At 67.1% G+C, this 21,031-nt stretch carries 16 protein-coding genes and 4 riboswitches; of the genes, 4 read left to right on the top strand and 12 right to left on the bottom strand.

From position 1 onward, the window contains the following. Nucleotides 1-88: 88 nt before the first annotated feature. Nucleotides 89-3,835, bottom strand: a complete 3,747-nt coding sequence (cobN, locus tag DN824_RS18660) for a cobaltochelatase subunit CobN (protein WP_138409856.1) — start codon at nucleotides 3,833-3,835, stop codon at nucleotides 89-91. Between the two features lie 115 nt (nucleotides 3,836-3,950). Then, nucleotides 3,951-5,000, bottom strand: coding sequence for a cobalamin biosynthesis protein CobW (gene cobW, locus DN824_RS18655; protein WP_138409855.1), 1,050 nt, complete (start codon nucleotides 4,998-5,000; stop codon nucleotides 3,951-3,953). 95 nt (nucleotides 5,001-5,095) lie between these two features. Beyond that, nucleotides 5,096-5,294: riboswitch (cobalamin riboswitch) on the bottom strand. 58 nt (nucleotides 5,295-5,352) lie between these two features. Next, nucleotides 5,353-5,573: riboswitch (cobalamin riboswitch) on the top strand. A 193-nt stretch (nucleotides 5,574-5,766) separates the two neighbouring features. Between cobW and DN824_RS18650 the strand changes: the two genes are divergently transcribed. The 3 genes from DN824_RS18650 (at nucleotide 5,767) to DN824_RS18640 (ending at nucleotide 8,136) form a co-directional block, all read left to right on the top strand. Beyond that, nucleotides 5,767-6,189 (top strand): cobalamin biosynthesis protein, encoded by a 423-nt coding sequence (locus tag DN824_RS18650; RefSeq protein WP_138409854.1) that lies wholly within the window; start codon nucleotides 5,767-5,769, stop codon nucleotides 6,187-6,189. Beyond that, nucleotides 6,186-6,935 (top strand): precorrin-4 C(11)-methyltransferase, encoded by a 750-nt coding sequence (gene cobM / locus DN824_RS18645; protein WP_138409853.1) that lies wholly within the window; start codon nucleotides 6,186-6,188, stop codon nucleotides 6,933-6,935. The genes DN824_RS18650 and cobM overlap by 4 nt, the downstream gene beginning before the upstream one ends. Nucleotides 6,936-7,071: 136 nt before the next feature. Further along, nucleotides 7,072-8,136 carry an SDR family oxidoreductase gene (locus tag DN824_RS18640; RefSeq protein ID WP_138409852.1) on the top strand — a complete coding sequence of 355 codons (1,065 nt, stop codon included), beginning with the start codon at nucleotides 7,072-7,074 and terminating at the stop codon, nucleotides 8,134-8,136. 43 nt (nucleotides 8,137-8,179) lie between these two features. Here DN824_RS18640 and DN824_RS18635 read toward each other — a convergent pair whose 3' ends face one another. Together DN824_RS18635 and DN824_RS18630 are read right to left on the bottom strand one after the other, a co-directional pair. Beyond that, nucleotides 8,180-9,253, bottom strand: coding sequence for an ArsO family NAD(P)H-dependent flavin-containing monooxygenase (locus tag DN824_RS18635; RefSeq protein WP_138409851.1), 1,074 nt, complete (start codon nucleotides 9,251-9,253; stop codon nucleotides 8,180-8,182). 117 nt (nucleotides 9,254-9,370) lie between these two features. Next, nucleotides 9,371-9,640: a DUF2790 domain-containing protein gene (locus DN824_RS18630; protein WP_414718422.1), complete on the bottom strand. Its 270-nt coding sequence runs from the start codon at nucleotides 9,638-9,640 to the stop codon at nucleotides 9,371-9,373. Nucleotides 9,641-10,163: 523 nt separating this feature from the next. Next, a riboswitch (glycine riboswitch) is annotated at nucleotides 10,164-10,251 on the top strand. Between the two features lie 2 nt (nucleotides 10,252-10,253). Continuing rightward, nucleotides 10,254-10,346, top strand: a riboswitch (glycine riboswitch). Between the two features lie 60 nt (nucleotides 10,347-10,406). Between DN824_RS18630 and DN824_RS18625 the strand changes: the two genes are divergently transcribed. Beyond that, nucleotides 10,407-11,660, top strand: a complete 1,254-nt coding sequence (locus DN824_RS18625; RefSeq protein ID WP_138409849.1) for a D-amino acid dehydrogenase — start codon at nucleotides 10,407-10,409, stop codon at nucleotides 11,658-11,660. A 182-nt stretch (nucleotides 11,661-11,842) separates the two neighbouring features. Here DN824_RS18625 and DN824_RS18620 read toward each other — a convergent pair whose 3' ends face one another. The 8 genes from DN824_RS18620 to DN824_RS18585 all read right to left on the bottom strand — a co-directional run. After that, nucleotides 11,843-13,621 carry a putative bifunctional diguanylate cyclase/phosphodiesterase gene (locus DN824_RS18620; RefSeq protein ID WP_138409848.1) on the bottom strand — a complete coding sequence of 593 codons (1,779 nt, stop codon included), beginning with the start codon at nucleotides 13,619-13,621 and terminating at the stop codon, nucleotides 11,843-11,845. A 346-nt stretch (nucleotides 13,622-13,967) separates the two neighbouring features. Further along, nucleotides 13,968-14,897, bottom strand: a complete 930-nt coding sequence (locus DN824_RS18615; protein ID WP_138409847.1) for a 2-hydroxyacid dehydrogenase — start codon at nucleotides 14,895-14,897, stop codon at nucleotides 13,968-13,970. 69 nt (nucleotides 14,898-14,966) lie between these two features. After that, nucleotides 14,967-15,296 carry a DUF3325 domain-containing protein gene (locus DN824_RS18610; protein WP_138409846.1) on the bottom strand — a complete coding sequence of 110 codons (330 nt, stop codon included), beginning with the start codon at nucleotides 15,294-15,296 and terminating at the stop codon, nucleotides 14,967-14,969. Beyond that, nucleotides 15,293-16,819 (bottom strand): PepSY-associated TM helix domain-containing protein, encoded by a 1,527-nt coding sequence (locus tag DN824_RS18605; protein WP_138409845.1) that lies wholly within the window; start codon nucleotides 16,817-16,819, stop codon nucleotides 15,293-15,295. The genes DN824_RS18610 and DN824_RS18605 overlap by 4 nt, the downstream gene beginning before the upstream one ends. Next, on the bottom strand, nucleotides 16,816-17,112 hold the full coding sequence (locus DN824_RS18600; protein ID WP_138409844.1) for a DUF3649 domain-containing protein: 297 nt from the start codon (nucleotides 17,110-17,112) through the stop codon (nucleotides 16,816-16,818). Before DN824_RS18600 ends, DN824_RS18605 begins: the two co-directional genes overlap by 4 nt. Before the next feature lie 472 nt (nucleotides 17,113-17,584). Next, on the bottom strand, nucleotides 17,585-19,003 hold the full coding sequence (locus tag DN824_RS18595; RefSeq protein WP_138409843.1) for an FAD-binding oxidoreductase: 1,419 nt from the start codon (nucleotides 19,001-19,003) through the stop codon (nucleotides 17,585-17,587). A 99-nt stretch (nucleotides 19,004-19,102) separates the two neighbouring features. Further along, a complete protein-coding gene (garD, locus tag DN824_RS18590; RefSeq protein ID WP_138409878.1) occupies nucleotides 19,103-20,656 on the bottom strand; it encodes a galactarate dehydratase in 1,554 nt (517 codons plus the stop codon). A gap of 137 nt (nucleotides 20,657-20,793) precedes the next feature. Next, nucleotides 20,794-21,031: transposase (locus DN824_RS18585; protein WP_138409842.1), on the bottom strand; the 238-nt coding region annotated here is incomplete at its 5' end.

Below are 21,031 nucleotides of genomic sequence, written 5' to 3'. Positions count from 1 at the left end.
CGGGCCAACCACATTCCGTGGGAGCGGGACTCGCCCGCGAAGGGCACGACGCAGATGTTCCTGCTGAAACCGGGCCCCGCTTCAAGCTTCAAGCTTCCCCACTGTCCACCAGCAGATTCTCCAACGCCTCGCGGTAGTCGCCGGGGTTCTGCCAGAGGCCTCGCTGCTGGGCTTCGAGGAGGCGTTCGAGCATGTCCTGCAGGGCGCCGGGGTTGTGTTGCTGGATGAAGTCGCGGGTGTCGCGGTCGAGCAAATAGGCGTCGGTCAGGAGCGCGTACTGGTGGTCGTCGACCAGCCCGCTGGTGGCGTCGAAGCCGAACAGGTAGTCGACCGTGGCGGCGAGTTCGAAGGCACCCTTGTAGCCGTGGCGCTTCATGCCGGCGATCCACTTGGGGTTGGCCGCCCGGGCGCGCACCACGCGCGCCAGTTCCTGTTTGAGGCTGCGGATGCGCGGGCTGTCCGGCTGGCTGTTGTCGCCGTGATAGCTCGCCACCTGCAGGCCGCGCAGGGTTTCCACCGCCGCCAGCATGCCGCCCTGGAACTGGTAGTAGTCGTTGGAATCGAGCAGGTCGTGTTCGCGGTTGTCCTGGTTCTGCAGCACCGCCTCCAGCCGCTCCAGCCGGTCGCCGAAGCGCTCGCGTGCCGGTGCGCCTTCGGCATCGCCGCCGTAGGCATAGCCGCCCCAGTTCAGGTACACCTCGGCCAGGTCCGCACGCTCGTGCCAGAGCCGACCTTCGACGGCGTTCTGGATGCCCGCGCCATAGGCGCCGGGCTTGGAGCCGAACACCCGCCAGCCCGCCTGGCGCCGCGCCTCGGTTTCGCTCAGGCCGTCATCCTGCAGGCGCAGGGCATCGTCCCAGACGCGGGCCGACAGCGGATTCATGTCGTCCGGCTCGTCCAGATCGGCCACGGCCTGCACCGCCTGGTCGAACAGTCGGATGAGGTTGGAGAAGGCATCGCGGAAGAACCCCGACACACGCAAGGTCACGTCCACCCGCGGCCGGCCGAGCTGTTCCAGTGACAGAATCTCGAAGCGTTCTAGGCGCTGGCTGCCGGCCTGCCAGACGGGTCGCGCGCCGATCAGCGCCATGGCCTGGGCGATGTCGTCTCCACCGGTGCGCATGGTCGCGGTGCCCCAGACGGAGAGCCCCAGACGGCGCAGATGGTCGCCGTTGTCCTGCAGGTGGCGTTCGAGCAGGCGGTCCGCCGACTGCACGCCGATGCGCCAGGCGGTCGGGGTCGGCAGATTGCGCACGTCGACCGAATAGAAGTTGCGCCCGGTCGGCAGCACGTCGAGCCGGCCGCGGCTGGGCGCGCCGCTCGGGCCGGCCGGGACGAAGCGGCCCTGCAGCGCTGCCAGCAAGCCACCGATTTCGGCCGGGCCACTGCCATCGAGCAAGGGTGCGATACGCTCGCGCAGCTCCACGAGGATCGCCGCCACCTCGTCTCCAAGGCTCAGAGTCGCATCGCCCGACAGGCTCCGTTCGATCAATTCCAGCGCCAGTTGCTCGAGCCGCTCGCGGGTATCGCCGCAGCTGCGCCAGGGTTCGTCGCCCTGCCTCTCCAACAGCGCGGGACGAGGTCCCAGCCAGGGGCTCGCCATGTCGCAATCGAGCGGATCGAAGTCCAGCGCCAGCGCGCGGGCCAGCGCCCGCAGCAGGCTGGCGTTGCCGCCAACGCCGTCGCCACGGGGGATGCGCAACAGGGACAGCAAGGTGTCGCGACGCAACCGGCCCCGCGGCGACTCGCCGAACACATGCAGGCCGTCGCGAATCTGCGATTCCTTGAGGTCGCACAGGTAGGCGTCGAGCTGTGGCAGCCAGCTGTCCGGGTCTTCGTTCAGCTGCAGGCCCAGCTCGCGGTCGAGTTCGGTGGCGCGCACCAGCGCGAGGATCTCGGCACGCAGCTCCACTGCGCGGCGCACATCCAGCTGGCTCGCTTCGTAGTATTCGTCGGCCAGGCGTTCCAGGTCGCGCAACGGTCCGTAGCTCTCGGCGCGGGTCAGCGGCGGCATCAGGTGGTCGATGATCACCGCCTGGGTGCGCCGCTTGGCCTGGGCGCCCTCCCCCGGATCGTTGACGATGAAGGGATAGACGTTCGGCAGCGGGCCGAGGATCGCGTCCGGCCAGCAGGCCTCGGACAGCCCGACACTCTTGCCGGGCAGCCACTCCAGGTTGCCGTGCTTGCCGACGTGAACCACCGCGTTGGCCGCGAAGGCCTGGCGCAGCCAGCAGTAGAACGCCAGGTAAGCGTGTGGCGGCGGCAGGTCGGGGTCGTGATAGACGGCCGCCGCGTCCACGCCGTAGCCACGCGCCGGCTGGATGCCGACGAAGGTCAGGCCGAAGCGCAACCCTGCGACCATCAGCCGCCCGCCTCGGTACATCGGGTCCTGTTCGGGCTCGCCCCAGCGTTCGCGCACCGCTTGCTGGTTGGCCGCGGGCAGGCGGGCGAAGAAGGCCCTGTATTCGTCCAGCGCCAGGCTTTGCATGCAGGGCCGCAGGTCGTGGCCGTCGGGGTCGTTGGTCACGCCGCCGAGCAACTGGTGGATCAAGGCCGTACCGCTGTCCGGCAGCCCTTCGACCGGATATCCCTGCGTCTGCAGCGCCCTGAGGATGTTCAGCGCCGCGGCCGGCGTGTCCAGCCCCACGCCATTGCCGATGCGCCCGTCGCGGGTCGGGTAGTTGGCGAGTACCAGCGCGACGCGCTTGTCCGCGTTCGGCAGGCGCGCCAGCTCGCACCAGCGACGCCCCAGTTCGGCGACGAAATCCATGCCCGGCAGGTGGGCGCGGTAGCAGACCACATCGCTCTGGCTGCGCTCGCTGCGCCAGGCCAGATCCTTGAAGCTGATCGGCCGGGTGATCAGCCGGCCATCGAGTTCGGGCAGCACCACGTGCATCGCCAGGTCCCGCGTGCCCAACCCCTGCGGGTTGGCCTGCCAGGGCTCCAGCCCGTCCAGCGCGCAGATGGCCTGCAGCACCGGCACGTCGCGTCGGAACGGCCGCAGGTTCGGCGCCTCGGGGTTGGACTGGGCGAACCCGGTGGTGTTGATGATCAGGGCGGCGTCGCTGTCGTCCAGCCAGCGTTCGACCTGTGCCAGGCAGGCGGCCTCCTTGAGGCTGGCCACCGCGATGGGCAAGGGGTTGAGGCCCTGGGCCTGCAACCGCCCGCAGAAGCTGTCGATGAAGGCGGTATTGGCCGCCTGTACCTGGGTCCGGTAGAACAGCAGCGCCGCCACCGGCCAGCCAGGCGTCCACCCGGCGCGCCAATGATCGAGCGTCGCTTCGGCATGTGCCGGGTGATAGAGCCCCACCCGCGGCAGGGCCTGTGGCTCCTGCCAGGGATAGTCCCGGCCAAGCCAGCGCGAGGCGATGCAGTGGAACAAGTGCCGTGCGTTGTCCCTTCCGCCCTGGCGCAGGAATTGCCAGAGGCGCTCGGCCTCTTCAGGCGCGACGGTGCTCAGGCCCGTCAGCTCCGGATCGGGGCTGTCGTCCCCCGGCACCATGATCACCTGTGCGCCCTGCGCGCCGAGTTCGACCAGTCGCTCGATGCCGTAGCGCCAGTAACTGACGCCACCGTGTACCGAAATCAGGATGACCCTGGCGTGCTGCAGCACCTGGTCGACGTAGAAATCCACCGACGCGTTGTTGCCGAGCTGTGCCGGGCTCGCCAGCCGCAGGCTGGGGTAGTCGCCCGGAAGGCCTTGCGCGGCCTCCGCCAGCAGCGACAGGTGCGAGTCGCCGGTACAGAGGATCACCAGCTCGGCGGGCGTCTGCTGCAGGTCGGCAATGCTGTCGGCCGGCAGCTGGACGCCGGGCTGGGTGCGCAGGAGGTGCATCAGGAGCAGCAGCTTGGCGCGGGAAACCTGAAGCTGGACAGGGCTCGGCTCCGGATCGGCATCGAGTGTCGAGCGGGTGATTCCAGCTTCCGGCGCCCCACTTGCGGCTTTTGGTTCATGCCAGCGCCGCCGTCAGCTCGGCGCCGATGGCCTCCTGATCCAGATCCTGGCCGATCACGACAAGACGTGTAAGGCGGGCTTCCTCGGCGCCCCAGGCGCGGTCGTAGTGCTTGTCGAAGCGTTTGCCGACGCCCTGGATCTGCAGCCGCATCGGCTTGCCCGGTACGCTGGCGAAGCCCTTGATGCGCAACACGCCATGGCGGGCGACGATGCCTTTGAGCGCCTGCAACAGGCGCAGCTCCTCGACCTCGGGGAGGTCAATGGAAAAGGAATCGAACTCGTCGTGGTCGTGATCCTCACCCTCCAGATCATGGTGCGTCTTGCGGCTGTCGATGTGCAGCTCGGTCTCGCTGTTGAGGCCCAGCAACACCGCCAGCGGCAGGTCACCGCCCTGCGCCTCGACGACCTTGACCGACTCGGGCAGCTCCGCGGCCACCTGCGCATGCACCGCCTGCAGGGCGTCGTATTCGAGCAGGTCGGTCTTGTTCAGGATCACCAGGTCCGCGCTGGCCAGCTGGTCGGCGAACAGTTCGTGCAGAGGGGATTCGTGGTCGAGGTTCGGGTCGAGTTTGCGCTGCGCGTCGACCTGTTCAGGATGGGCGGCGAAGGTTCCGGCGACCACGGCCGGGCTGTCGACCACGGTGATCACCGCGTCCACCGTGCAGGCGTTGCGGATTTCCGGCCAGTTGAAGGCCTGCACCAACGGCTTGGGCAGCGCCAGGCCGCTGGTCTCGATCAGGATGTGGTCCAGCTCGCCGCGACGGGCCACCAGCTCGCGCATCACCGGGAAGAACTCTTCCTGCACGGTGCAGCAGACGCAGCCGTTGGCCAGCTCGTAGACACGGCCACGGGCTTCCTCTTCGCTGCAGCCGATGCTGCACTGCTGGAGGATCTCGCCGTCGATGCCCAGCTCGCCGAACTCGTTGACGATCACCGCGATGCGGCGGCCCTCGGCGTTGTCGAGCATGTGCCGCAGCAGGGTGGTTTTGCCGGAACCGAGAAAGCCGGTGACGATGGTGACGGGGAGCTTGGTGTGGGTTTTCATGGCGAGGTCCTGCTCAGATCGAAGGGATCGACGAACAGGCAGGCAGGACAGCCGAACGGAATTCGGCATGCACCACCGGATCACCCCGCCCGGTTGTCGAACGCGTTGACGAGGCAGGTCTCCTGGCTCACGGCCGGGCGGCGATGCTTCGCCGCCGCGCCCTTCGCCTTCCCGCTCTCGCAGTGGCTTTCGAAGGGGTACGGACCGTTCACAGTTGCGGGGGCAGCCACGGCTCGACCGTGTTCCCTCTTAGCTCCGGCGCCAGGCCGGAGAACCTCGAACGAGCGAAGGCTACGCAGTGCCCGCGGGGCGGTCAATTGCCCGATTGACGCTCGCGCGCCCTTCATGATGTTCTAGAAAAGTCGTTTCAGGTGCCTCGCGCCGCCGTGCGCAAGGTGAAACGGGAAGCCGGTGGGCCCTTCCGACAGGGCGAGTCCGGCGCTGCCCCCGCGACGGTAAGCGAAGGTCGGTTCTCGTGAGCACTGTGCGGATGCCTCGCATGGGACGGCCGATCCGGTGCTGTCCACGACAGCCCTTGCAAGCCCGGAGACCGGCCTGAAACCCTTTGGCAAACCCGCGGTGGGCGGGCGTGCGCCGGATGCCAGCTGCGCCTGGCCGCCCTCGCCGCGTCCTTCTGCCATTCCCCTTCCAGAAGGCTCGATCATGTCCAGCGGCATCCCTTCGCCCCCTTCCCGCGCGCGTCTCGGCACGCCTCGCCAGGGCCTGCCAGGCATCGCCTCGCGCCGCTCCGCGAAGGGGCCGCAGCATGAATAGTCCGCTCCATGTCGCCGGTCTCGGCTGCCGGCGCGGCTGTTCGATGGACGCGTTGCTGGCGCTGCTCCAGGCTGGCCTGCAAGCCCACGGATTGCGCCTGGAACAGATCGCCAGCCTGGCCACCAGCACCCACAAGCGCGACGAGCCCGGACTCTTGCGGCTGGCCGATCACCTGGGGTTGCCCCTGGCGCTGTTCTCGGCCGAGCAGCTGCAGCCCTACCAGCATCGGCTAAGCGCCGCCTCGCCAAGGGTCCTGGCAATTACCGGCAGCGCCGGCATCGCCGAAGCCTGCGCGCTGGCACAGGCGCACGCGCTAAGCGGCAGCGAGGCGACACTGCTCGGCCCCAAGCGCAGCAGCCCGGTGGCCAGCCTGGCGATCGCCTCTTCCCCTCCATTACCTGCGGAGCCCGCATGACGGTCTATTTCATCGGTGCCGGACCCGGCGACCCCGAGCTGATCACGGTCAAGGGCCAGCGCCTGCTGCGCCAGTGCCCGGTCATCCTCTACGCCGGCTCGCTGGTGCCTGCCGAGGTGCTCGAAGGCCACCGCGCCGAACAGGTGGTCAACACCGCGGAGCTGAACCTGCGGGAAATCATCGAGCTGATCCACGCCGCGCACCGCAATGGCCGGGATGTGGCCCGGGTGCATTCCGGCGACCCCTCGCTCTATGGCGCGATCGGCGAGCAGATCCGCCAGCTGCGGGCGCTCGACATCCCTTTCCAGATCATTCCTGGGGTGACCGCGACCGCCGCCTGCGCGGCCCTGCTGGAGAGCGAGCTGACCCTGCCGGACATCTCCCAGACGCTGATCCTGACCCGCTACGCCCATCGCTCGCCGATGCCCGAGGGCGAGCAGCTGCATGATCTGGCGCGCCATCGCGCGACCATGGCCATTCACCTGGGCGTGAGCCATCTGGCGCAGATCGTCGCCGAACTGCTGCCGCACTACGGGCCCGACTGCCCGGTCGCGGTGGTGCATCGGGCGAGCTGGCCGGACCAGGACTGGGCCTGCGGAACGCTCGCCGATATCGAAGAGAAGGTGCGCGCCAAGGGCTTCACCCGAACCGCGCTGATCCTGGTCGGCCGGGTATTGGGCGCCGAGGCGTTTTCCGACTCGGCCCTCTATCACGCCGAGCACCGCCACCTGTACAGGCCCTCCTGAGACCGCGGGCCCGCGGCCGACCCTGCACCGGCGGTCACCGCGCGGGAGCGTCGGCGGCGTGTCCGCGGTCTGTGGTTATCCAAGGCCCGACGGGCTGCCAACGGCGCACGCCGCCGCATCGAGACAAGGAGCCCCCATGCAGAAAGGCACAGCACTCATCGTCGGTATCACCGGCATTTCCGGCTACAACCTCGCCAACGTCCTGCTCGCCAGTGGCTGGACGGTGTATGGCCTGGCCCGCCGCCCGCAGGCGCAGGACGGCGTCACTCCAGTGGCCGCCGACCTGCTCGACCCAGACGCCACGAACAAGGCGCTGGACGGCCTGCCGATCACCCATGTGTTCTTCTGCACCTGGACGCGCCGGGCCACCGAGAAGGAAAACGTCGAAGCCAACGGCGCCATGATGAACAACCTCTGCCAGGCACTCGGCAAGGCGCCGGTACAGCACATGGCGCTGGTCACCGGCACCAAGCACTACCTGGGCTCGTTCGAGAACTACGGCAGCGGCAAGGCGGAAACCCCGTTCCGCGAGAGCGAGCCACGCCAGAGCGGCGAGAACTTCTACTACACCCTCGAAGACATCCTGTTCGCCGCCGCCGAGCGCCACGGCTTCGGATGGAGCGTGCATCGGTCCCACTCGATGATCGGCCAGGCCGGCGGCAGCAACGCGATGAACATGGGCGTGACCCTCGCGGTATACGCGAGCCTGTGCAAGGAAACCGGCCAACCGTTCGTATTCCCCGGCTCGCGGGTGCAGTGGGACAGCCTGACCGACGTGACCGACGCGGGCCTGCTCGGCCGGCAGATGGAATGGGCGGCGCTATCGCCTGCGGCGCGCAACCAGGCGTTCAACACGGTCAACGGCGACGTGTTCCGCTGGCGCTGGATGTGGGGCGAGATCGCCGCGTTCTTCGGGTTGGACGCGGCGCCCTTCCCCGAGCAGCCGATGCCGCTGGAGGCTTGCCTGAAGGACGCCGCGCCCGAGCAATGGCGCGCCATCGCCCAGAAACACGGGCTGCGGGAGCCGGACGTGGATCGCCTGGCGTCCTGGTGGCACACCGACGCCGATCTCGGCCGCGAGATCGAGTGTCTGAACGACATGACCAAGAGCCGCGAACTGGGCTTTCTCGGCTATCACGACAGCCGAGCGAGCTTTCTGGAGCTGTTCACCCGCCTGCGCGCCCAGCGGTTGATTCCCTGAACCAGACGGGTCGGGCGTGCGTTGCGCGCCTGGCGGCATGACCCTAGCCCGGCAGGCCTCCCAGATAGGCGTCGATCTCGGCGGCGGTGCTTCGCGCCGAACGCATCACGCCGATCAGGGTGGCCGACGCCGATCCGGTCCAGTCGCCATACCCCACCAGCCATAGACGTGGCTGACGCAGCGACCGGGTTCCCTCGATCGCGACCCGGCCGTCGTCCTCGATCACCCCGAGGCTTCGCAGGTGATCGAGCGCGGGACGAAAGCCGGTGCACCAGGCCACCGCATCCACCGCCGACTCCCGCCCATCGGGCCAGACCACGCCACGGCGGGTGAAGCGCACGAACGGCCGCACCGCCTGCTGCAAGACGCCCCGTTCACGGGCTTCGCGTACCGGCGGCACCATCACGATGTCGCCGAAGCCTCCCGGCAACTCGTCGACCGGTTCGCCCGCCTGCTGTGCCTTCCAGCGCGCGGTGGCGCGTTCGAAAAGCACATGCCCATCGACGTCGTCCGGCAGAAACCGGGGCACTTCCTGCGTCACCCAGGTGCAGTCCGCCCACGACGACAGTTCCGCGAGGATCTGCGCTGCGGAGTTGCCGGCCCCCACGATCAGCACCCGCTTGCCGGCCAATGCCTGCGGCTCGCGGTAGTCGGCCGAATGCATCTGCAACCCTTCGAACCGCCCGGCCCCCGGATAGGCCGGTACATAAGGCCTGCGCCAGGTACCGGTGGCGCTCACCAGCGCACGGGCCTGCCAGCACGAACCGCCGGTTTCGACCTTCAGCCCATCCCCGTGGACGGTGACCGCATTCACCTCGCAGGGCCGCTTCACCGGCAGCCCGTAGCGCTGCTCGTAGCGCGTGAGGTAGTCGATCACCTCGTCCCGCGTGGGATAGCCCTCGGCGGCCCTGGGCATCATCCAGCCGGGAAGCGAACTGGAGGTGGAAGGCGAGAACAAACGCAGGGAATTCCAGCCGTGCAGCCAGGCACCGCCAGGGCGGGGCTGGTCATCGAGCAGCACGAACGAGCGCTGGGTTCGGCGCAGAAAATAGCCGACGGCAAGGGCGGACTGCCCGCCGCCCACGACGGCCACATCGACCTGAACGCATTCACCCATGCCGCTGCCCCCATCCGCGAAAGGGGCAGCATAGGGCTTCGTGGGTGAACGATTGAAGAGCAGGGTCCGGAAGAAGGCCGGACCGCCGCGATTCCGCTCCTTCGGCGTTGCGGATACTCAGTTCTGCGAGCCGCAGACGTCGGCCAGCTTGCGATAGGCGATGGCGTTGCGCTGTCCGGCCGAGTCGATGTACGTCATCTCGCTGGTCACGACCTGGCAGAAACGCGTGCTGGGTTCCTGGATCGAGACCACCTTGGCGATGTCCAGCGGCATGCCGTAGCGATAGCGCGTCGCTTCCGTTTCGCTGGCGCCGTCCGCGTGGGCGATGCTCGCGCACAGCGCGGTCAGTGAAAGCATGGCGGCAGTAACGAAGTTGCGGGTATTCACGTTCATATCTCCTGTAATCGTCGCCCCTCCTGGGGGCGGCCGATTCGAATTGTTTAAACTGCCCAGCCTCGAGCGATACAAAACTTCGCGATAAACACGAAGTTCGCATACATCGATGGATTCAACAGCAGAGCCAATGTGTTCGCCAACTGACTGATTGCATTGGAAATCTTTCTTCTTCAGCGATGAGAAGGGATTCTAGACAGGCGAACCGGAGATAGAAGTTGGCAATAACCAAAGTCTCGATTGACGATTTTATCTTGACAACTATAGGGAACTTGATTGCAACTCTTAATATCCATTCAAGTTAAATGGAATGACCAGGTGATATAAATAACGCAAGCGAAGATAAACTATGAAGCACGTTGGGTTTTCCAATCGGCAGACGCTTCTGTCGACGAACGAGCGAAATGGCTGACGAGCCCCAAACAAACCAGTTGAGCGGTTCGCGGCGCGCGCTTATGCTGCGCAACTTCAGCACGCAGCTCGGGCCGGCGGAAACACCGCAACGCCCCGCTACGTGCCGGTGAACACGGGAGAGACTGCTTCACTGCAGCGCCGAAGGAGCAACCGCCCCGGAAACTCTCAGGCAAAAGGACCGTGATCACATTCGCACTCTGAAGAGCCGCCGGAGCTTTCGTCGACCGGCGCACCGAAGGAGCAAGCGGGCCATCCCCGCGAAAACTCTCAGGTTCAGGACAGAGGGGGCGCTCGCTGCGCATGGGCGCACGGGCTCAACCCTCGACGTCTTTTGGGAACCTGAACCATGAAAACCATCGCAATCATCGGCGGCGGCATCACCGGCGTAACGACCGCCTATGCCCTGGCCAAGCGCGGCTTCGACGTCACCCTGCTGGAAAAGCACCGCTACGCGGCCATGGAAACCTCCTTCGCCAACGGCGGGCAGCTGTCGGCCTCCAACGCCGAGGTCTGGACCCATTGGTCGACCATCCTCAAGGGCATCAAGTGGATGCTCAAGAGCGACGCCCCCCTGCTGGTCAACCCCAAACCCAGCTGGCACAAGCTGTCTTGGTTCGCCGAGTTCATCGGCTCGATCCCCAGCTACCAGAAGAACACCATCGAGACCGCACGCCTGGCCATCGCCGCGCGCGAGCATCTGTACGCCTGGGCCGAGGCCGAGGGGCTGGATTTCGACCTGAAGAAGGAAGGCATCCTGCACATCTACCGCGACAAGGCCGGCTTCGACCACGCCGGCACCGTGTCGCAGCTGCTCGCCAAGGGCGGCCTGGAGCGTCGCGCCGTGACCCCGGAAGAGATGCGCGCCATCGAGCCGACGCTGGCCGGCAACTACTACGGCGGCTACTTCACCCAGAGCGATTCGACCGGCGACATCCACAAGTTCACCCATGGCCTGGCCCTGGCCGCCATTCGCCTGGGCGCCAAGTGCCTGTACGGTCAGGATGTACGGGGCGTGACCACCGACAGTCGCCAGGCTCACGTGAGCATCGGCCAGGGTGATGCGGTCCAGACGCAGACCTTCGACGCGGTGGTGATCTGCGCCGGCACCGCCAGCCGTGCGCTGGCCGCGCAGCTGGGCGACCGGGTGAACATCTATCCGGTCAAGGGCTATTCGATCACGGTCAACCTGCTCGACGCGCAGAGCCAGGCCTCGGCGCCGGTGGTGAGCCTGCTGGACGACGAGACCAAGCTGGTCACCAGCCGCCTGGGCGACGACCGGCTGCGGGTAGCGGGGACCGCCGAGTTCAACGGCTACAACCGCGACATCCGTGCCGACCGCATCCGCCCGCTGGTGGAATGGGTCAACGAATGCTTCCCGGGCGTCAGCACCCGCAGCGTGGTGCCCTGGGCCGGCCTGCGGCCGATGATGCCGAACATGATGCCCAAGGTCGGCCGCGGCAGCTCGCCGTGCGTGTTCTACAACACCGGCCACGGCCACCTGGGCTGGACCCTGTCGGCGGTCACCGCGGACATGATCGGTGACGTGGTGCTCGAATCCATGGGCCGCCCCGCCCCGATCACCCAGCCGATCCCGGCCTGACCGCCCCGTGGGAGCGGTCTCGACCGCGAATGGCCCCGGACTGGATCAACCCTCTGCGGGGTGCTCCGGCCCTTGAAAGCTCGCGGTCGAGATCAGCCGCACCCGACCGCTCCCACACCCCCGTGGGAGCGGTCTTGACCGCGAATGAGCGAATACCCTGAATTGCCCAGGCCGCGGCAAGCTCAGTGCAGCGGCCGAGGCTGCGCAAGCCAGTTCAGCAATTCGGCTGCGGGCATGGGCCTGGCGAACAGGTAGCCCTGCCCTTCGTTGCACCCCCATTGCTTCATCAGCGCCTGCACCTCGGCGCTTTCGATACCCTCGGCGACGACGCAATACCCCAGCTGCCTGGCCAGGCCGATCATGGTCCTGACCACCCGCTTGTCCTTGTCGGCCGACAACAGGTTGCGCAGGAACGACTGGTCCAGCTTGACCGTATTGGCCGGCAGGTCGCGCACGTAGGCCCAGTTGCTGTACCCGGCACCGAAGTCGTCCAGCGCCACCTCAACGCCCAGCGCGCGGATACGCTCGAGCTGCGCCCGCACCGCCTCGGGGTTGCGCATCAGGGCGCTCTCGGTGAATTCCAGCTCGAAGCCGCTCGGGTCTATGCCCAGGCGTTCGAGCGCCGCCGCCAGCTCGTCGGTGAACAGGCTTTCGTCCAGATCCGTGGCCGACACGTTGATCGCCAGCTTGAACCGCAGCCCCTGCCGTTGCCAGAGCGCCAGTTGCCCCAGGGCATTGCGCAGCACCCACAGGCTGATCGGCCGTATCAGCGCGGTCTTTTCCGCCAGCGGGATGAATTCGGCCGGACCGATTTCGCCCAGCACCGGGTGCGTCCAGCGAATGAAGGTTTCCACCGAGGTGCAGCGGCCGCTGTGCAGGTCCACCCTCGGCTGGTAGACCAGCCTGAACTGATCGCCCTTGCGCACCGCCTCGGCCAGCGCACTGAGCAGCTTGAACGCGCGCTGCTGGGCAAAATCCTGCTGCGGCGAGTAATAGGACCAGGGCACGCCGCGTTCGCGGGCCTCGTCGGCGCAGCTGACCAGCAGGCGCAGCCAGTCCCCGCGCGTTTCGTCGGCGGCGCTCAGGTGCAAGGCGCCGATGCCGAGCTGGGTACGCACCGGGATCTCGCCGCAGATCACCGGTTCGTCGAACGCCCTGGCCACGCGAGCGAACAGCGCCTCGGCCTGATCGAGCCGTGTCTGGTCGAGGATGAAGGCGAAGCGGGACGGGCTGATCTTGTAGAGCTCGACGCCGGGCAGCTCTTCCTGCAGGCGTGTCTTGATCGCCAGGACCAGCGACCTGGAAAAGGTGAAGCCCAGCGCCTTGACGATGTCGTTGTAGAACAGCGGAGAAATCACATCGGCGGCCACCAGCAGCAGATCGTGTCCGTCCGCGAGCAGATGCTCGACGTCCTCTTCCAGGCGGAAGCGGTTGAACAGCCCGGTCGGCGTGTCCACGTAGCTGGCATCGTGCATGTGCTCGATGCGGCTCATCGCCAGCTTGCCGAGCCGCCGGAGCATGTCGACCTGCTCCTCGCTCAGCGGGGGCCTGGGCTTGGTGTCGATGATGCACAGGGCGCCGAGTCCGAGCGAATCGGCCGTGGTCAGCGGTACCGCCGCATAGAACCGCACCCCGGGATCGCCCACGACGTAAGGGTTGTCCCGGAAGCGCTCGTCACGTGCCGCATCGCATACCAGGAACAGGTCCTCTTCGAGAATCGCATGGGCGCAGAGCGAATGCTCGCGCGGCGTCTCCTGGACATCGATGCCGACCCGGGCACGAAACCACTGGCGGTGTCGGCCGATGATCGAGACCAGGGCGATGGGCACGTCGAACACCTGCGTAGCCAGCCCCACGATTTCGTCAAAAACCTCATCGGGCCTGCTCTCCAGCAGGTGGAGCTCCTGAATCCTGGCCAGGCGCCTGGACTCGTTGGCGGGAAACGCAGCGGACTTGGCCATTCAGGACCCCCTTCTGCACGCTCACTGGCTGCGCCATGGCAACCGAATACACGGGCCGACGAAGAAACCGGCACGACCCATAGCTGAGACCACCAAAGGATCGCAACGGTTGCCCCGAATTGCCGCGAATGCGGCGTCGGACAGGATTCTTCCTTGCGTCCGCAGTGGTAAGCCTAGTCCCTGGCTACGGGACCGCGCGCCTGGAGGCGGCCAGCCGGGCCGGGAGTCGCACCCGGCGGTCGCCTGCCCGCGCCACGCCTGGGCTGCAGCCAACCGGAACGGTTGCGACAAGGTGTTTCCAGTGGCGCCGCAACCAAGAGGGTGAGCCCCGACGGGGCCTTTGGGGTCAGACGGGGTTGAGCACCGCCCCGTCATCGAGAAACGCCTGCAGATTGGCCAGCAACAGCTCCTCCATGGCCAGGCGCGTCTCCTCGGTGCCGCTACCGACGTGCGGCAACACCACCACGTTGGGCATCTCGCACAGGGCGGCCGGCACCCTGGGCTCGCTGGCGAAGACATCCAGCCCCGCACCGCCAAGCCGACCTTCCTGCAGGGCCGCGACCAGCGCCGGCTCGTCGACCACCGAACCCCGCGCGACATTGATCAGGATTCCCTTGGGGCCCAGTGCATCGAGCACCGGACGGTCGATGAGGTTCTGCGTCTGCGGCCCGCCCGGGCAGGTCAGCACGAGAAAATCGGCCCAGCGCGCAAGCTCGACCAGGTCCGCCTCGTACCCGTAGGGGCTGCCCGCGACGGGCCGGCGGTTGTGATAGCGCACCGGCATGTCGAACCCCGTCGAGCGACGGGCGACCGCCTCGCCTATCCGGCCCAGCCCGACGATACCCAGCCGCTTGCCGCTGACCCGACGGCCCAGCGGAAAGCCGCTGACGCCCCAGCGCCCTTCACGCACATAACGATCGCCATGGGCGATCAGGCGTGCGCTGTCGATGATCAGGCCGAACGCGAGATCGGCCACGCAGTCGTTCAGCACGTCCGGTGTATTGCTCACCGGGATGCCACGTGCCCTGGCGGCATCCACCGCGATGGCGTCGTAACCCACACCGAAGCTGCAGATCGCCTTGAGATTGGGCAAGCGCTCGATTACCGAGGCCGGGCAACCGAAACGCGCCGAGGTGATGACGATCTCGATACGCGCGCCATGCTCGGCGAGCAGCGCTTCGGCATCGCCCTGCCAGTACGGCAGAACCTCATGCGCAGCGGCCAGGCCCTGATTGAAGCGATCGGTCAAAGGTCCCATCTGGAGCATGCAGGTCATCGGTAGTCCCCGGTGTGATTGGCTGGCGTGAGGCAGGTCCCTGTATAGCACGCCAGCCAGGACCGGACGCTAGAGCAGCCCTTGCAAGGCGCCGCAGGCCGCCAGCAGCGGCACGACGGGCAAGACCCAGCGCGAGCGCCAGGCCAGCAGCAGCACCAGCAGCATGCCGGCGAGCATCACCAGGCACAGCCAGACGACCGTGCCGATTTCCCCGCCCTGGCTGTTGACGCACAACCATAGGGCGAAACCGAAGCAGCCGGCCGCCAGCAGGCGCAGGACGGGCTTGCCCGGCAGGCGGGTATCGGCACGCAGCAGCGCCCCGCGATGACGGCTCATGGTCAGGCACAGCAGGGTCATGGCCAGATAGGCCGCGGCGAAAGCCAGTAGTAACACGCTCATGCCTCCTGCACCTGCTCGGTCCGACCCCGCACCGCGGCGCGATCCGGTGCCGCGCTCAGACGCCAGGCGCAGGCAGCGCAGATCAGGCCCGCGACAATCAGGAACAGGTCCACCGAGGCCAATGCCCAGTCGGCGCGCGCCAGGCTGGCAGCCAGATGCCCGCCCTCGGTCAGGCCATTGAGCAACGGCAAGCCGAGCGCGAGCACCGCGCCGAGCACCAGTTGGTCGCGCAGCAACCGGCGGCTGTGCTGGCGTCGCAGTACGGCCCAGAAGGCGATCAGCAGCCAGGCGCCGACGAACACCCAGCCTTCGGCGACGGCGCGCTCGGCCAGGGTCGTCGGGATCAGGCGATTGCCCCACAGCAGCGCCAGGCTGGCCAGCGGCAGACCGGCGAACACCGCCGCGTTGAGCGCGCGCACCCAGGCCAGGCTCGCATCGCCGCGCGCCTCGCGCTTGGCCAGCCAGACCTGCAGACCGCCGACCAGCATGGCGCAGCCGCACAGCCCCATCAGCAGGTACAGCAGGCGCACCAGGCTGCCGCCGAACTGCGCCATGTGCAGGCCGGCCAGCCAGACATAGGCGCGATAGCCCGTGGACGCCTCCTGGCGATTGAGCAGCTCGCCCGTGGCGGCGTCGTAGGTGAGCGTGTCCTGCGGCGAACCGATGCGTGACTGATCGAGGCGACGGATGTCCACCACCGCCGAGGCATCGTCGGGGTGATGCACGCTGACCCAACCCACTGGAGCGCCGCCCCATTCCTGACGCGACTCGGCGATCAGCGAATCGAGCGACACCGGCGCCGCCGCCGGCTGATGCAGCTCGTCGCGGTGGTAGCTGCCCATCACTTCGCCGAAATACTGCATCACGTTGCCGGCATAGCTCACCTGCGAGGCGGCCGGCATGTAGAAGGCGACGAAGATCGCCACGCCGGTATAGGCCAGCACCAGGTGGAACGGAAAGCCCACCACGCCGAACAGGTTGTGGGCGTCGAGCCAGGCGCGCTGCCCGTTGGCCTTGGGCCGCAGGGTGAAGAAGTCCTTGAAGATCCGCCGGTGGATGATCACGCCGGACACCAGCGCGACCAGCATGAACATGCCGGCCAGGCCGACGATGTACATGCCGATCTCGCCAGCGTGCAGGTTGTAGTGCAGCTTGAAGAAGAAATCACCGCCGACCGTCTCGGGCATGGGCTCGGGCTGCGCGCTGCGGGGATCGAAGGCGACGTTGTGGAAGGTCTCGGTGCCGTCCACTTCCCAGCCGAGCCGCCAGTAGGGCTCCCGCGCGGTCGGGCCGTGCATCCAGAACGCATGCAGCTCCTCGCTGACGTTGCGCTGCAACCAGCCGCGCACGTCATCGGCGCTCAGGCTCGACGCCGCCCCCTCGTGCAGCGCCGGTCGCATCCAGCGGCTGAGCTCCTTGTCGAAGCAGGCGACGGTACCGGCGAAGATGATCACGTAGAGCAGCCAGCTCGGCAGGAGGCCACCCCAGGTATGCAGGCCGGCCATGCTTTGGCGCAGTTTCATGGACGGGTCCTCCAGTCTCCGGAAAAGAAGGCGGCCAGGCACAGCACCGTCGTCAGCCCCACCAGCGACAGCCACACCCGCGTGGCGCTGCGCGCGGCGAACACGTAGACGACCACGGCCGTCCAGACGGCGAAGCTGGCCAGGCTGGAAAACACCACCCGGTCAGGACGCGCCAACGGCAGGTAGACCGCGAGGAAGGCGGTCACGCCGTAGGCCACGGCATAGCCGCCCACCAGCGCGGCGAGGATTCGCGATGCAAGGGCCCAGCGGGCTTTGTTGAATGTCACGTTCACGTGGTGCTTCCTACGTTCGGGCCGCTCGGGCGGCTGCGTGTCAAACCGGAATCAAAAAAGCTATAGCTCGCCGCGACCCTCTTCGGAGACGCACATGCGAGCGCGCCGTCGGCGTGGACTCGCTGGTGGCCAATCTCGCCACAACGCACGAGCCCGCGATGCGGCAGAAAAGTGGGGACTACCGTGGGTGCATCACCGTCGATAAGAACGCGCATGATATTGATAAATGTTTCTATTTAGAAGACAAAACATGTCTATCCAAGCGTGTTTTTGGAGAGCGGCAAGAACGGCTCAGGCTGGGTGCAAGAGCGTGTGGGGAAAGCCGTTCGGGTGATGGTGATTGCGTGCAGCACCCTGAGCACGGCGTCGTCTCCTTCGCGGTCAAGACCGCGAGCTTTTTAGCGATCGATGCCCCAACCCGTATCCGGCATGGAAGGCCAGCAATCAGGAAACGATCACTTTCGCGGTCGAGCTAGAGCACCTTGCCCGGATTGAACAGCCCGGCCGGATCGAGCGTCTGCTTGATCGAGCGCATCAAGGCCAGTTCCAGCGGGTCCTTGTAGCGGGCCGCAGCGGCGCGTTTGGCCTGGCCCAGGCCGTGTTCGGCGCTGATGCTGCCGTTGAAGCGGGCCGTGGCGTCGTAGATCACCTGCATGATCGCTTCGTGCTGTGCCTTGAAAGGCGCGTCCTCGCTGCCCACCGGCTTGCTGATGTTGTAGTGCAGGTTGCCATCGCCGACATGGCCGTAGCAGACGATGCGCACGCCGGGAAAGCGCTCGAGCAGCTGCCGGTCGGTCTCGTCGATGAAACTCGGGATGCAACTGACCGGAACGCTGATGTCGTGCTTGAGGCTCGGCCCCTCGTGGTTCTGCGCTTCGGAAATCCCCTCGCGCATCGTCCACAGCGCCTTGACCTGCGCCCCGCTGGAGGCGATCACCGCATCGAGCGCGATGCCGCGTTCGAACGCCTCGCCCAGCCCCGATTCCAGTAGCACGTTGAGCGGCGCATCGGGTTGCGTGTCGCCGAGTTCGATCAGCACGTACCACGGATGGCGCTCACCGAACGGATCGCTGCAACCGGCGACATGCCGGAGCACGAACTCGACGCTTTGCCGGGACATCAGCTCGAAGCCGGTGAGCCGGTCGCCACACAGCCCGCGCATGATCCCGATCAGCTCGATGGACGCTTCGCTGCTGGGCAGGGCGACCCAGGCGGTAGTGGTGCTGCGCACCGCGGGGAACAGCTTGAGCACCGCCGCGGTGATGACCCCGAGGGTGCCCTCCGAGCCGATGAACAGCTGCTTGAGGTCGTAGCCGGTGTTGTCCTTGCGCAGGCCTCGCAGGCCGTTCCAGACCTGCCCGTCGGGCAGCACCACTTCCAGCCCCAGGGTCAGCTCGCGCATGTTGCCGTAGCGCAACACGGCGGTGCCGCCCGCGTTGGTCGCAAGGTTTCCGCCCACCGTGCAGCTGCCTTCGGCGCCGAGCGAGAGCGGAAACATCCGGCCGGCCGCGACGGCGGCTTCCTGCAACTGCTGGAGGACCACGCCCGCCTCGACGGTGATGGTGTCGTTCTGCGGATCGACCTGGCGGACCCGTGTCATGCGGGTGAGCGACAGCACGATCTGTTCGCCCGAGGCATCCGGAATCGAGCCGCCGCAGAGCCCGGTATTGCCGCCCTGCGGCACCAGCGCGACGCCAGCCTGATGACACAGGCGAACCACCGCCGCGACCTCCTCGGTGCTGGCCGGCCGCACCACCAGTGCCGCCCTTCCCCGGTAGGCGTTGCGCCAGTCGCTGAGGTAGCGGGCCATGTCCTGCGGGTCGCGCACGAGGCCGGCAGCGCCGACCACCTGCTCCAGACGATCGATCAGTTCAGCGGTCAGTGCCGTCATCGGTGTTCTCCAGGCGGGCACCGGAAGCCGAATCCGGCTCCGGCGCAGGGGATGGACGATGCAGGAAACACCCGCCGCCAGACGCAGCGGGCCGTCGCATCAGGTGATCGGCGCGGGGTTGAACAGGACGATGTCGTTGTGCAGTTTGTGCTGCTCGGCCCAGGTCTTCTTGCGGCCGCTGGCGACGTCCAGGTAGTAGTGGAACAGCTCCCAGCCGAGGTCCTCGATGCTGGCGCGGCCGGTGGCGATGCGCCCGGCGTCGACGTCGATCAGGTCCGGCCAGCGCTCGGCCAGCTCGGTGCGGGTCGACACCTTGACCACCGGCGCCATGGCCAGCCCATAGGGCGTGCCGCGACCGGTGGTGAACACGTGCAGGTTCATCCCGGCGGCCAGTTGCAGCGTCCCGCAGACGAAGTCGCTGGCCGGCGTCGCGCAGAAGATCAGCCCACGGCTTTCCACCCGCTCGCCCGGCCCGACCACGCCGTTGATGGCACTGCTGCCGGATTTTACGATCGAGCCCAGCGACTTCTCGACGATGTTCGACAACCCGCCCTTCTTGTTGCCGGGCGTGGTGTTGGCGCTGCGGTCGGCGGCGCCGCGCTCCAGGTACTGGTCGTACCAGTCCATCTCGGCGATCAGCGCATCGGCCACCTTGGTGGTTTCGGCCCGCGCGGTGAGCATGTACACCGCATCGCGCACCTCGGTGTTTTCCGAGAACATCACCGTCGCCCCGGCACGCACCAGCAGGTCGGAGGCAAACCCCAGCGCCGGGTTGGCGGTGATGCCGGAGAAGGCGTCGCTGCCGCCGCACTGCATGCCGAGGATCAGTTCCGAGGCCGGTACCGTCTCGCGGCGGCGCTGATCGAGCTTCTTCAGGCGGGTTTCGGCCAACGCTATGATCTGCTCGATCATCTCGCCGAAACCGGTAGTGGACTCCTGCAAGCGATACAGCCAGGGATCGCGCAGGTCCACCGAGGGGTCGCCCTCGTGCATCACCTGCTCGGCCTGCAGCTTTTCGCAGCCGAGGCTGATCACCAGCGCTTCGCCGCCCAGGTTGGGGTTGCGCGCCAAGTTGCGCACGGTGCGGATCGGGATGTAGGCGTCGCGGGCGTTGATCGCCACGCCGCAGCCGTAGCTGTGGGTCAGCGCCACCACGTCGTCGACGTTCGGGTATCTGGGCAGCAGTTCGCGGCGAATGCGCGCGACGGCGTGCTCGAGCACGCCGGTGACGCACTGCACGGTGGTGGTGATGCCCAGGATGTTGCGCGTGCCGACGGTGCCGTCGGCGTTGCGGTAGCCCTCGAAGGTGTAGCCCTCCAGCGGCTCGAGCCTGTCCGGCACGGCGTTGGCGCGCGGCAGGCTGTCGAGTGGCGGCGCGCTCGGCATGCGCAACTGGGTTTCCTTGACCCAGCTGCCGCGGCGCAGGGGCTCGAGCGCGTAACCGATGATCTGACCGTAGCGGCGCACCGGCTCCCCTTCGGGGATATCGACGAGGGCGACCTTGTGGCTCTGCGGAACCATCTCGACGGTGACCAGGCCATCGTCGAACCGGGCACCGGTCGGCACTCCACCGTCGTTGACCACGACCGCGACGTTGTCGGCGGCATTGAGGCGGATGTAACGGGGCGAATCTTGGTGTTGGATCAGTTGCACGGTTTCGTTCATCTCGGTCTCCGGTTCGCCCGGTCTCATTGTTGTGCTGTTCAAGTTCCGTGTCGATCGGACCAAGAAGTTCGCGATCGAGCCCGCTCCCACGGGCCTGCGCGGCGTCTGTGGGAGCAACTGTCTTGTTAACTGGTTTCAGTCCTCCACGGAGTATTGTCGCGCAGCATCGCGTTCAGCCTGATCAAGAGCACACGCATGCAAGCCACCAGGGCAACCTTGGCGCACTTTCCGCGTTGTCGCAGCAAATGGTAGCGTTGTCTGAAATCGACCTGGCTGCGCACCACGGACCATGTCGCCATGTACAGCACGCGGCGGATCGCGGCGCGGCCGCCTCGGATGCTGCGCTTGCCTGCCTGCTGGCCA

The organism is Stutzerimonas nosocomialis (assembly GCF_005876855.1).
In the GTDB taxonomy this organism is placed as follows: Bacteria; Pseudomonadota; Gammaproteobacteria; order Pseudomonadales; family Pseudomonadaceae; genus Stutzerimonas; species Stutzerimonas nosocomialis.
The sequence above is the reverse complement of the archived record's forward strand: the minus strand, read 5'-3'. Positions and strand labels throughout refer to the sequence as shown.